14 protein-coding genes are annotated in these 11,915 nt (G+C 37.0%); 11 read left to right on the forward strand and 3 right to left on the reverse strand.

The window, feature by feature from the left end; all coding sequences use genetic code 11:
- The first annotated feature begins 24 nt into the window (after positions 1 to 24).
- Positions 25 to 1,101: a glycosyltransferase family 9 protein gene (locus tag EI546_RS03030; protein WP_128249161.1), complete on the forward strand. Its 1,077-nt coding sequence runs from the start codon at positions 25 to 27 to the stop codon at positions 1,099 to 1,101.
- A 2-nt stretch (positions 1,102 to 1,103) separates the two neighbouring features.
- On the opposite strand, the gene EI546_RS03035 is transcribed toward EI546_RS03030, so the two are convergent.
- Complete coding sequence (locus EI546_RS03035; protein ID WP_128249162.1) at positions 1,104 to 1,934, reverse strand: glycosyltransferase family 2 protein; 831 nt, start codon at positions 1,932 to 1,934, stop codon at positions 1,104 to 1,106.
- A 36-nt stretch (positions 1,935 to 1,970) separates the two neighbouring features.
- On the opposite strand from EI546_RS03035, the gene EI546_RS03040 reads away from it, so the two are divergent.
- A complete protein-coding gene (locus tag EI546_RS03040) occupies positions 1,971 to 2,708 on the forward strand; it encodes a glycosyltransferase family 2 protein (protein WP_128249163.1) in 738 nt (245 codons plus the stop codon).
- Between the two features lie 4 nt (positions 2,709 to 2,712).
- Here the strand turns inward: EI546_RS03040 and EI546_RS03045 are convergent, their stop codons facing one another.
- Positions 2,713 to 3,417, reverse strand: a complete 705-nt coding sequence (locus EI546_RS03045; protein ID WP_128249164.1) for a polysaccharide deacetylase family protein — start codon at positions 3,415 to 3,417, stop codon at positions 2,713 to 2,715.
- 57 nt (positions 3,418 to 3,474) lie between these two features.
- On the opposite strand from EI546_RS03045, the gene EI546_RS03050 reads away from it, so the two are divergent.
- Positions 3,475 to 4,236 carry a glycosyltransferase family 2 protein gene (locus EI546_RS03050; protein WP_128249165.1) on the forward strand — a complete coding sequence of 254 codons (762 nt, stop codon included), beginning with the start codon at positions 3,475 to 3,477 and terminating at the stop codon, positions 4,234 to 4,236.
- Positions 4,237 to 4,239: 3 nt separating this feature from the next.
- Complete coding sequence (locus tag EI546_RS03055; RefSeq protein WP_128249166.1) at positions 4,240 to 5,373, forward strand: CDP-glycerol glycerophosphotransferase family protein; 1,134 nt, start codon at positions 4,240 to 4,242, stop codon at positions 5,371 to 5,373.
- Here the strand turns inward: EI546_RS03055 and EI546_RS03060 are convergent.
- Entirely contained in the window at positions 5,368 to 6,153 is a 786-nt protein-coding gene (locus EI546_RS03060) for a glycosyltransferase family 2 protein (RefSeq protein ID WP_128249167.1), read from the reverse strand. The two genes, EI546_RS03055 and EI546_RS03060, sit on opposite strands and share 6 nt — an antisense overlap.
- 194 nt (positions 6,154 to 6,347) lie before the next feature.
- Here EI546_RS03060 and EI546_RS03065 point away from each other — a divergent pair, with 194 nt between their 5' ends.
- The 7 genes from EI546_RS03065 (at position 6,348) to EI546_RS03090 (ending at position 11,821) form a co-directional block, all read left to right on the forward strand.
- A complete protein-coding gene (locus EI546_RS03065; RefSeq protein WP_128249168.1) occupies positions 6,348 to 6,914 on the forward strand; it encodes an L-threonylcarbamoyladenylate synthase in 567 nt (188 codons plus the stop codon).
- A 47-nt stretch (positions 6,915 to 6,961) separates the two neighbouring features.
- Positions 6,962 to 7,063 carry a GxxExxY protein gene (locus EI546_RS16645; protein WP_317127440.1) on the forward strand — a complete coding sequence of 34 codons (102 nt, stop codon included), beginning with the start codon at positions 6,962 to 6,964 and terminating at the stop codon, positions 7,061 to 7,063.
- Positions 7,064 to 7,143: 80 nt separating this feature from the next.
- Complete coding sequence (locus EI546_RS16650) at positions 7,144 to 7,245, forward strand: GxxExxY protein (RefSeq protein ID WP_317127452.1); 102 nt, start codon at positions 7,144 to 7,146, stop codon at positions 7,243 to 7,245.
- 164 nt (positions 7,246 to 7,409) lie between these two features.
- Positions 7,410 to 8,828 (forward strand): CCA tRNA nucleotidyltransferase, encoded by a 1,419-nt coding sequence (locus EI546_RS03075; RefSeq protein ID WP_410198313.1) that lies wholly within the window; start codon positions 7,410 to 7,412, stop codon positions 8,826 to 8,828.
- A gap of 158 nt (positions 8,829 to 8,986) precedes the next feature.
- Positions 8,987 to 10,003, forward strand: coding sequence for a COX15/CtaA family protein (locus EI546_RS03080; protein ID WP_128249169.1), 1,017 nt, complete (start codon positions 8,987 to 8,989; stop codon positions 10,001 to 10,003).
- An 84-nt stretch (positions 10,004 to 10,087) separates the two neighbouring features.
- Positions 10,088 to 10,615, forward strand: a complete 528-nt coding sequence (locus EI546_RS03085) for an IS1096 element passenger TnpR family protein (protein ID WP_128249170.1) — start codon at positions 10,088 to 10,090, stop codon at positions 10,613 to 10,615.
- A gap of 147 nt (positions 10,616 to 10,762) precedes the next feature.
- Positions 10,763 to 11,821, forward strand: a complete 1,059-nt coding sequence (locus tag EI546_RS03090; RefSeq protein ID WP_128249171.1) for a nucleoid-associated protein — start codon at positions 10,763 to 10,765, stop codon at positions 11,819 to 11,821.
- Positions 11,822 to 11,915 lie beyond the last annotated feature (94 nt).

Raw genomic sequence — 11,915 nt, forward strand, 5'->3', positions numbered from 1 at the left:
GATTATTTTGCGAAGGTAATCTTTATGAAGAAAATACTCGTAATACAGAATAAAAGAATTGGCGATGTTTTAATCAGCTCGGTCATTGCCAACAATATAAAAAAGATTTTTCCAGAAAGTGAAATCACCTATTTTGTTTATGACTACACCACTGGCGTACTAGAGAACAACCCCAATATCGACCGGATTATCGCGGTAAAGGAAAAAGAATTAAAAAAATTCGGAAAACTCTATAAAACCCTCTTAAAAATAAGAGCTGAAAAGTATGATATCATTTTTGACAGCTATGCCAAATTTCAAAGCCGGTTGATTTGTCTTTTTTCCGGAGCGGAAATTCGAACCGGTTTTAAACGCAGTTACAAAAAATTAAAACTTCCCTTTTATACACATCCTATTGATTTCTTGGATCATAAATCGAAGTTCTGTGGCAAGGCTATTGAAGATCGTTTTAATATGATTACCAATCTCTTCCCTTTAAAAGAACCAGAGTACAGACCAAAGATTTTTCTTACGGATGGGGAAAAAAGTTACCATAAAACCGCCTCATTAAAGAAGCCTATTGTTATGTTCGGAATTATGGGGAGTACAAAAGCAAAGTCTATGCCTCTTGACTATGTGGCCCAATTGGTAGATTTTGTTTTGGAAAATTATAACGTAAGCCTGCTCTTCAATTATGCTCCATATCAATTGGAGGAAGCAAAACACGTTTACAGCTTGTGCACCCATAAAGAGAGGATTTTTATGGACATTTATGAAAGCAGCATTCGTGGCTTTTGTGTGTTGATGAATTCCTGCGATTTACTTATCGCTAACGAGGGTGGAAGCATTCATATAGCAAAAGCTCTAGACAAACCAACCTTTACCATCTATTCTCCCTTTATCGATAAAGGAGATTGGAGTAGTTTTGAAGATGAAATCACTCACCAATCAGTTCATTTATTGGAGGAAAAACCCGAACTTTTTGAAGAATTTACCCGTGATTCACGGAAAGAAATCGAGGCAAATCCGGAATCTTTATATCGCCATCTTACTCCCGAAATTATTTTGAAAAAATTAAAGCCTTTTTTGGACAAACATCTTAAGCCTGCAAAAGTAGATTGATTTTATACCGTTACCTTTTCCTTTTGAATCCCAAATTTGGTCCAGATTCTCTTTTCACGTCGAGTAGTTTCACGAATTGCTCTATTTTTTTCAATCATCTCCGGTTTTGCGTATCCTCTTTCATGGTCCAAGTGTAGCGTAATTGCGGTATATCGCATTTGTTTCGCCTTAATTCCATTATTCATAAGTCGTTCCCCCAATTCTCGGTCCTCCCCGCCGTATTGCATGCGCTCATCAAACCCATTTACTGCCAATATATCTTCCGTCCAGCCAGAGGCGTTATGGCCATTCCAAGAGGCGGTGGTAGGGGTAACGGTATTTAATACCGCCTTTTTTATGGCACCGGAAGTTAGCTTATTGCTTTTAAAATAGGTTTTCAGTCCTTTTTCTTTCAGCCAGTTTAAATCAAAACATCGTTCGGTATAAATATCTTCCTTTGTAATAGCTTTTGATATCGACATGGGAAGTTTGAAGTAACCGCCAGATAAAAAATAACCTTCTTCCCGATACTTGACGTGCTGCTCCACAAAATCCTTACGTGGTATGCAATCGCCGTCGCTCATAACTATATACGGAGTTGTGCTCTGAGTTAATGCTTTATTGAGAATCCGGGTTTTTTGAAAACCATCATCTTCCTGCCAAACGTGAATTATGGGAAAAAATACTTCTTTTTGAAGACGCAAAATGAGGTCCCTAGTTTCTGAAGTAGAGCCGTCATCCGCCACTAATAATTCGAACATTTGATACGTCTGGTTATTGTAGCCGTAGAGCACTTTTTCTAACCAGTCGGGGGAATTATAAGTACTAATTATTATGGAAGTATCTATTTTCATTAACGCAAAGATAAAGTTATTTACTAATTTTACCCCATGCCGACGCTTACCGTAATTATCCCAACTTACAACGAAGAAACCTTTATCGAGGGCGCTATAAAATCGGCTCTGTTTGCCGATGAGATTATATTGATAGATTCATACAGTACTGACGATACTGTAGAAATTGCGAAGCCCTATGTACATAAAATTCTTCATAGAAAGTTTGATGATTTTTCAAATCAAAAAAACTTTGCATTAAAGCATGCTACTTCAGATTGGGTATTATTTCTGGATGCGGATGAACGTATTACCCATTCCCTCCAAAAAGAAATATTGGAAACAATTGCCCGGCCCAAACACAATGGATATAAAATAAACTTCCCTCATTTTTTTATGAATCGGTTTCTTTATCACGAAAGTGATAAGGTTCTAAGGCTTATAAAAAGAGTGGGCGCTACCTTTACCGGCGATGTTCACGAAAGGTTACAAGTGGAAGGCTCTATTGGGAAGCTTAAAAACGACATGCTCCATTATACCTATAGAGGGCTCCTTAATTATATACAGAAAAGAGAATACTACGCTTGGTTTCAAGCAGGACAATTAATGGAAAAAGGTAAAAAGCCTACATTGTTCTTATTGATGTTTAGGCCCGCTTTTCGGTTTTTTAAATCCTATATTCTAAAAGGAGGAATAATGGATGGTATTCCCGGTCTTACAGTGGCCGCCGTGAATGCCTATGGAGTATTTGAAAGATATGTAAAGTTGATGCTGTTGAGAAAAGGAATGCGCTAGGATCTTAGAACAATTTTCCAAACCTAATTTTCTGTCTGAATGTCCATAGGCTCCATTCTCCCCTAACATCAATCCTTTCAATTTGGTACGGTTTTTTAAAAGGGTACTTATTTATTCTATTACCTATTCGCACTCCGTATTTTATTCCGTTCTGGGAAAGTATTTTCTCAAAAATCTTATTTTCCAATTTCTCTCTGGGGAATTTCCCGTAGGGATATGCCAATACCGGTGAAAAATCCAGTTCGTGCTCAGAAACAAATTCCATACATCTACGGGTGTCTGCCTCCGTTTCAGCATTGGAAAGTTCGGTGTATTTTTTATGATAGAAAGAATGGAAACCTAATTCTATAATTTCCGGATCTAAGGATTTTAACTGTTCAATAGTCATAATATTCAGCTGAGACGTATTCCACAAATCCGTTTTGCCCAAAAAATGTAGCGGAGCGAAAAATGTCGCCTTAAGATTATACTTTTTCAATAGTGGAGCAGCATATTTTAAGTGACTTAAGTAAGCGTCATCAAACGTGATTACAATATTTTTTTTAAAAGTGTTTTTATGGATTTGTTCCAATTCCTTAAAATGATAAGTTTGGAAACCTTTCTCCGCCAGATAGGCAAATTGAGCTTCGAGGTTTTTCGCAGAAATAGTCAGGCCTTCGGAATCTTTTAGAGCCACTTCATGGTACATTAAAATAGGAAGTCGGGCCATTTTTGTTTCATTTTTGACTCTTAAATGTAGTACTTTTACGCAAATTACAAAGTCTTTTTGGAAAACCCTATTAAAATTTCCGCCCTTGCCATAACTCTCAATGAGGCCGACAATATCGAAGCTTATATTGACAGTCTGTGGTTTGCGGATGAAATCATCATAGTAGATTCCTTTAGTACCGATGAAACTGTATCCTTAGCGCAAGGAAAGGAAAAGGTGAAAATCTACCAACGTCATTTCCTTAATTTCTCCGATCAAAAAAATTTCGCTATTTCGAAAGCTAGCCATGATTGGATTACTTTCTTCGATCCTGACGAGGAAATCACTAAAGAACTTTCCGAAGAAATTGTGAGTACGGTTAAAAATCCGACGGCAATTGGCTATTTTGTAAAACGCGATTATTTTTTTATGGGTAAACTATTAAAATACAGCGGAATACAAAATGATTATATCATTCGACTATTTAATAAGAATTTCTGCCAATATAACGACAATCTGGTTCACGAACTCCTTATTGCCAACGGAAAAACGCTTCGCTTAAAAAACCATCTTCGCCATCATACCTATAAATCTTTTGATGAATATACGGCAAAAATGCACCATTATAGCCGCTTGCAAGCTGTAATGCTTTATGAACAAGGAAAGAAACCGACATTGTACCATTTCTTTTTTAGACCTTTTTATCGTTTCACCTTTCAATATTTTATCAGATTGGGGTTATTGGATGGAAAAGAAGGCTTTATATTGGCCTATTTAAACGGTTTTTCTGTTTTTAAGCGCTATGTAAATCTTTGGATGTTATACCGGAAAATAGATTGAACTATGAAAGGAAATTATAAAATTGCGATAATTTTTCTGGATGAAATCCACCATATCTACCATTTTATAACTACGGCCATTGAACTTTCAAAAACCAATGAAGTCCATATCCTAACCCATACAGGAGATACGCGTTTTCTCTCTGAAGCCTTGGCAGAACTTAACGGCGATAAGGTTATAGTTGAAAAATTGCCCACCGCTCCCTTTCGCGCTTTTACCGATAAGTTAAAGGGTAGAAAATTACCTCGGAAAGGGTTTTGGATAAAGAAACATCAGGAATATATTCTCGATAATTTTGACGCGATACTATTTACGGATTATTTTCATCATTATTTTTTAAAGGCGAGAAAGCATAGACCTATCAAGTTTATCTATGTAGAGCACGGTACCGCTGGAAGAGCTTATAGTTACCAGAAAGATGTGCTTGATTTCGATCTCCATTTACTATCGGGAGAATCTGAGTACCGTTCATTGAAAAAGATGAATCTTTTAAACACTAATTTTAAAATTACCGGTTACTGCAAATTGGATGCGGTGAGAGATTTGAATACAAAAGCAGTGTTTTCCAATCATAAAACCACGGTACTTTACAATCCACATTTTTCACCGCCATTTTCCTCCTGGCATTTTTTAGGACTTGAAATATTAGAGTTTTTCAGCAATTCTGAAAAATACAATCTCATTTTTGCGCCCCACATCAATCTTTTCAATAAAGTGGGCGGTGATGATATTTCCGTTATACCGAAAATATATTTTAAATCACCTAACATCCACATAGACTTAGGAAGCGAAAAAAGTGTCAATATGGCCTATGTGAAAGAAGCAGATATTTACTTGGGCGATGTCTCCAGCCAGGTATTTGAATTTATCACCACTCCCCGCCCGTGCGTTTTTTTGAACACGGATAACGTTGAATATAAAAATGATATAAATTACCGTTTTTGGAAATGTGGCGATGTTATAAATACAATCGGAGAACTTGACGATGCGCTACGAACTTCGTCTCAAAAATTTCAAGAAAAATACAAAGCAATTCAAGAAGCGATTACAGAGGAGAATTATTATAGAGAAGAAGGTTCCACCGCTTCACAAAGATCCGCTGTGGCAATTATTGAGTATCTGGATAAAAATCTATAGGTATTTATCCACCCCTCGCTCGGCCCACTTACTTTTTTCATTTACCGCTTGCTGCTGAAGACTGTCATTTGTTTCAAATCTGCTCTGGTCACTTACCTTGTGCCAAATATGGTAAACAATCCCTCTATATCTAAGTCGGCGTCCCTGCACCCCATTATTCATCATCCGAATTATCAACTCTGAGTCTTCCCTGCCCCAACCTTCAAAAGCCTCGTTATATCCATTTACGGCAATAAAATCCTTTTTCCAAAAGGAAAGGTTGCACCCTCTCATTTTTGATGAGACCTCCGTATTCTTCTTATAAAGATCTGCAAACATAGGAATTCTCAGATTGCGCGTGCGCTTTTTAATTCCCTTATCTAGAAATCCAAACTTAATTTTTTTCTGAGAGAACAAAGAAGAAAGCTCGGCTTCCTGAATGTTCACTCTGCTCCCAAAAAGATAAGTATTGGGTTCGCACATCTCTAGGTGATCTTTCACAAAATCCTTGTGCATAATGCAGTCACCATCGGTTTGGATAATATATTCCGAAGAACTTCCAGCTATGGCTTTATTTAATATAAGCGATCTTCTAAACCCTTTATCCTCATGCCAAAAATGAATTATGGGAATGCGACTTTTCCGCTGAAAAGCTTCGATTAATTCCTTGGTTTCTTCCTTAGAGCCATCATCTGCGATTAAAACTTCATCGGGTCTAACCGATTGGTTTTCTAAGCTCAACAAAACTAACTCCAACGCTTCAGGCCAATTATAGGTGGAAATTAAGAGGGAAGATTTCATTAAAGAAACAATTTTCTTCAAATATATAGTTTTTGAAACAATAACTTTTCCTTTTGAAAATATTGATGGATTGTAAGGAAAATAATTTTATAAATAGATACAAAATCTATTATTGCTGATATACAAGTTTATACAAAAATGGCACTGTTTTCTTCTCAATTTTGAAGTACTTTGCAGCCTCAAAATGTATTTATATGACACTAAAAGATGAAATTGAAAAAGCCCTCACAATTCTTAAAAGGGGTGGCCTTATTTTATACCCAACCGACACTGTTTGGGGAATAGGGTGTGACGCCACCAATGCGGAAGCTGTTGATAAAATCTTTAAACTGAAAAATAGAAGCGATAAAAAGTCAATGATCTGTTTGGTCCATGATTTTAGGATGCTCAATGAATATGTTGAAGATGTTCCGGAAGTGGCTTATGATATTTTAAAATACGCAGATAAACCAACGACCATAATTTTCGATAATCCAATTCGCATAGCAGAAAACTTAGTTGCTGACGACAACTCTTTGGCAATACGCGTAACCAAGGACGAATTCTGCAAGAAATTGATCCAAAAGCTCCGAAAACCATTGGTTTCTACTTCGGCAAACATAAGTGGAACTCCCACCCCAAAAAGTTATTCTGAAATAGACCCATTAATTTTGGACGGCGTTGACTATATCGTAAATTTGCACCGCGATAAAAAATCAGGAAAACCTTCGACGATAATAAAGTTGAAAAATGATGGAAGTGTGAAAGTAATTCGTCAGTGAGTTGCCACGAATTCACGAATAACTAGGTAATAATCTCCTTTTGATCCATGGCCAATATTACTTATAAAGAAGAAAGCTATGCAATTGTTGGATGTTTGTTCGACGTCTATAATCAATTGGGAAGTGGGTTTGCAGAAATTGTTTATTAGGATGCTATTGAATATGAATTCAAACTAAAGGGAATTTCATTTGAAGAGAGAAACAATATTCTGTTAGGTATAAAGACATAATTTTACCACATAAGTTCTATGCGGATTTTGTGGTGATGGACAAAATAATTCTAGAAATAAAATCTATTGAGATGTTAAACGATAAGCATTTGGCCCAATGAATTAACTATCTTAAAGTCTCTGGGTATAAACTAGCCCTTTTGGTTAATTTTCATAAAGACTTTTTAGATCACCAAAGAATTCTCTTGTAAATAATTTAATATGATTTTCAGTCACAAACATTTCCAATATTATTCGTGAATTCGTGGCAAAAATATAAACATTAGTGGTAAAAATAACCTACATATCTGCTTTAGAAAATCCGATTTTTAGAACGATTTCAAAAGCTTCAAAAAACCTCAATCTTGAAAGTTATGTTATCGGGGGATTTGTCCGGGACCATATTTTAAAACGGGGCGAAGCCAAGGACATTGACATAGTTTCAGTTGGTAGTGGAATTGAACTCGCACAAGAAGTTTCACGACTTTTACCTGGGAAGCCCAAGGTTTCTATTTTTAAAACCTACGGCACTGCAATGTTGAAGAGCGGCGGAATGGAACTTGAATTTGTGGGGGCCAGAAAAGAGTCCTATACCGAAGAGAGCAGAAATCCCGAAGTTGAAACGGGTACTTTGGAGGATGATCAAAACCGTCGGGATTTTACCATAAATGCCCTGGCACTTAGTCTATCAGACGAAAACTTTGGGGAATTATTGGATCCCTTTCACGGAATTGCAGATCTGAAAAAGAAAATCATCCGTACCCCACTTGACCCGGATATTACCTTTACAGATGATCCCTTGCGAATGTTGCGTGCCATTCGTTTTGCTTCCCAGTTAAATTTTGTCATTGAGCAACAAGCGTTAGATGCTATAACTAGAAATGCAGATAGATTAAAAATCATTTCCAAAGAACGGGTTATTGATGAAATAAATAAAATTCTCCTTTCTGAAATTCCATCAAAAGGTTTTGCGCTATTGCACAAAACAGGTCTGCTTCCCCTCATATTGCCGGAATTGGCGGCCTTACAGGGAATTGATGAAAAGGAAGGACAAACACATAAGGATAATTTTTGGCATACTCTTGAGGTTGTGGATAACATTTCGGAAACCACAGATAATTTGTGGTTACGTTGGGCGGCATTGCTCCACGACATAGGAAAAGCTCCTACTAAAAAGTTCGATGAAAAATTAGGATGGACATTTCACGCCCATGAATTTGTCGGTTCCAAAATGGTTTATAAACTTTTTAAACGCTTAAAAATGCCCTTGAACGACAAGATGAAGTTTGTTCAAAAAATGGTATTGATGAGCTCACGGCCTATTGCCCTTGCCGCAGATGTTACAGATAGCGCCGTAAGACGCTTGATTTTTGATGCAGGCGATAACGTGGACGACTTAATGACCCTTTGCGAGGCCGATATTACCACCAAAAATCCAAAAAAATTTAAAAAGTACCATAAGAATTTCCAACTGGTCCGTAACAAAATTGTGGAAGTTGAAGAGCGCGATCACGTCCGTAATTTCCAACCTCCTGTTTCGGGAGAAGAGATAATGAAAACCTTCAACCTAAAACCTTCACGCGAAATTGGAATTATAAAGGATGCCATAAAAGAAGCAATTTTGGAAGGAGAAATCCCGAACGAATATGAGGCAGCAAAAGAGTTTATGTTGAAAAAAGGGGCAGAAATTGGGTTAAAGATTTAGCTGAGTATAAAAAAGAAATGAGAAAAAGGAACTAGATGATGGATACAGAATTTGGCAAGTAGCTTGATAACTTGAACCTTGGAACCCCAAAACTGACACGAGAAACTTGGAACCTAAAACCCCAAACGATAAACATTAAAACATACTAATAATCCGTGGTGAAAAAAGACAACAAAAGAGTAATCTATTGGCTCCTTACGGGATGCTTTTTAATTTTTGTGATGGTGGTGGTTGGTGGTATTACAAGACTTACCCACTCCGGACTTTCCATTTCCAGTTATAAGTTGATTTCTGGGACTATTCCTCCTTTAAACGAGGAACAGTGGATTGCCGAGTTTGAACATTATAAACAGTTCCCAGAATACCAAAAAAAACACTATCACTTTGAACTAGAGGATTTTAAATTTATTTACTTCTGGGAATGGATACACAGGGTTTTGGGTAGATTGCTTGGCGTGGTGTTTATCATCCCTTTTCTCTATTTCCTATTTAAAAAGCAACTGTCAAGACCCACAATCAAAAAATGTTTAATCCTAGTAGCTCTTGGTGGTTTCCAAGGTTTTTTAGGTTGGTATATGGTGAAAAGTGGATTGATCGACAGGCCCAATGTAAGCCATTTCCGTTTGGCCATGCACCTTACAACGGCATTTGTCACTTTCGCTTATACCCTATGGGTGGCACTGGATTTATGGTATCCTGTAAATAAAGCTGTCAACACGCACATTCGAAATATCATCCGTATTGCAATGGGTATTTTATTGGTACAAATTATTTGGGGAGCTTTTGTGGCAGGGTTACACGCTGGTTTAATCCACAATACCTGGCCAATGATGAGCGAAGGAAAGTTAATCCACGAAACGGTCTATTCCGAGTTAAGTCCTGTTTGGTTGAACTTTGTAGAAGGTAAAAGTGGTGTTCAATTTGTGCATCGATATTTAGCTTATGTAGTAGTGGGAATGATATTCTTTATTTGGTACAAAACCAAAAAACTGAACCTTACTCTACCGCAGCGATATGGAATAAACTTACTGGTAATATTGGTTCTTATCCAATTCACCTTGGGGGTTTTTACATTAATAACACACGTGCCCGTCTCTTTAGGAGTTTTGCATCAGGTAGTTGCTTTCTTTCTATTGGCATCTATGACGTTTGTGCTGCACCGATTCTCAAAGTAAAATCCTCGATAAGGGTAAATATAAACAGAAGCACGAATTGCCTTTACATTTTATATAACTTTGCACTTTTAAAATAAAACCCAAATGATTTACCGTTTCAGAATAATCCTCGATACAGACGAAGACGTTTTCCGCGACATCGAAATTGAAGCTTCAAATACTCTTGAAGACTTACATAATGCTATTACCCAAGCTTTTGGCTTTGACGGGCAGGAAATGGCTTCTTTTTATAAAAGCAATGAATTCTGGGAAGAAGGAGACGAAATTTGCCTATTCGACCTTGGGGATGAGCCCGGTCAGGTGCAGATTATGAGCGAAACCTTTATAGATGAAGTTGTCTCACGGGAAGAAACCAAAATGATATATATCTACGACTTTTTGAGTATGTGGACATTTATGGTGGAGCTTGCAGATATTTCGGAAATTGAGGACGGCATAATGTATCCCAATTTGATGTTCGCCCATGGCCAAATTCCATCTGAGGCTCCCGAAAAGGAATTTACTTCGGAAAGAATTGATTCTGATGATGACTTCGATAGCGATTTCAATGAAGAATTCGATCTGGACCCCGAGGATTACGACAGTTTGGGTTTTGATGAAAACTGGAACTGATAGCGGATAGGGGTTAATGGTTTAATAGTTAATAGTTAATTTGTACAGCCCTGAACTCATAATCTCAGAACTCACCACTCACCACTCACCACTCACCACTCATCTCCCATCACTCATAATTCATAATTCATAATTCACAATTAAAAAATGATAAACCTATTCGGTACCCATATAGCTTCTCTTTCAATTCATCGTGTTGGCAATAAAAGCCGGAACGAACCTATTTTTCTTTCTTCGGAACCTTATAAACTGGATGACGAGTTAAATCCCTTATTGAAGGAGTTCTTTTTAAAACCATTTCGAGAGAAAGAGGAAAATTATTTCTCATTTTATCACGATGCTGATTTGGAGTTTCATGAGCTTTATAATATATCCTCGGCTATTTTTGAAAATCCGGGAAAAATCCACGAGCTCTCCAAAAAGATTACCACGCATCTATTTAACCAATCTGAACATCCCCACATTAAAAATGGAGAAGTGTATGTGGCGTATCTCGAAAACGTTCAGTTGGACAACGTGAAAATGGATGCCATCGGAATTTTTAAAAGTGAACTGAAACAGGATTTCCTTCAGTTTTCAGAAAAAGAGAATCAATTGGATGCCATTTTGGAACACGGTGTGAACCTCAATAAACTGGATAAGGGATGTATCATTTTTAATTCGGATAAAGAGGAAGGTTATAAAATCCTTTCCGTTGATAGTAATCGTTATGATACTCGATATTGGCTGGAAAATTTCCTAGGAGTAGAGGCTCTGGCCGATGATAATTTTTATACCAAGAAATATCTGAAATTCTGTCAGGATTTTGCGAAGGATGTAGTACTTCCAGCAGAAGACAAAAAGCAGGAGGTTATGTTTATGAACAGGGCTGTAAACCATTTTGCGAAAAATGACAATTTTGAGGAAAGTGCGTTTATGAACGATGTTATCGATAACCCAGATTTGATTCCAGAATTCCATCACTATAAATCCGAAAAAGCACCTAAGTACAGTATTGAGGATTTAACCACATTTCCGATTGCAAACACTGCCGTAACCGCTGCACGGAAAAAGATAAAAAACGTAATCAATCTGGACACAAACATTCAGATAAAAATGGATTTTATCAATCCTGAAAGCGCTGAAAAATACATTGAAAAAGGTTGGGACGAGGAAAAAGAGATGTACTATTACTTAGTGTATTTCAACAAAGAGCAGAAAAGTTAGGCTTTATATAACTTATAGTAAATAATTGGTAATCAAAAAGGTACTATATTTATTTAGATTAGACTAAAATTTACTTTTTCGCGATTTGCGCATT

It is taken from the genome of Aequorivita sp. H23M31, assembly GCF_004022485.1.
GTDB lineage: Bacteria > Bacteroidota > Bacteroidia > Flavobacteriales > Flavobacteriaceae > Aequorivita > Aequorivita ciconiae.

Excerpts from the sequence above, each read along its gene's own strand:
- EI546_RS03090 (WP_128249171.1), top strand. The coding sequence starts at position 10,763 with ATGATAAACCTATTCGGTACCCATATAGCTTCTCTTTCAATTCATCGT.
- EI546_RS03085 (WP_128249170.1), top strand. The coding sequence starts at position 10,088 with ATGATTTACCGTTTCAGAATAATCCTCGATACAGACGAAGACGTTTTC.
- EI546_RS03065 (WP_128249168.1), top strand. The coding sequence starts at position 6,348 with ATGACACTAAAAGATGAAATTGAAAAAGCCCTCACAATTCTTAAAAGG.
- EI546_RS03055 (WP_128249166.1), top strand. The coding sequence starts at position 4,240 with ATGAAAGGAAATTATAAAATTGCGATAATTTTTCTGGATGAAATCCAC.
- EI546_RS03030 (WP_128249161.1), top strand. The coding sequence starts at position 25 with ATGAAGAAAATACTCGTAATACAGAATAAAAGAATTGGCGATGTTTTA.
- EI546_RS03040 (WP_128249163.1), top strand. The coding sequence starts at position 1,971 with ATGCCGACGCTTACCGTAATTATCCCAACTTACAACGAAGAAACCTTT.
- EI546_RS16645 (WP_317127440.1), top strand. The coding sequence starts at position 6,962 with ATGGCCAATATTACTTATAAAGAAGAAAGCTATGCAATTGTTGGATGT.
- EI546_RS03045 (WP_128249164.1), bottom strand. The coding sequence starts at position 3,417 with ATGGCCCGACTTCCTATTTTAATGTACCATGAAGTGGCTCTAAAAGAT.
- EI546_RS03035 (WP_128249162.1), bottom strand. The coding sequence starts at position 1,934 with ATGAAAATAGATACTTCCATAATAATTAGTACTTATAATTCCCCCGAC.
- EI546_RS03060 (WP_128249167.1), bottom strand. The coding sequence starts at position 6,153 with ATGAAATCTTCCCTCTTAATTTCCACCTATAATTGGCCTGAAGCGTTG.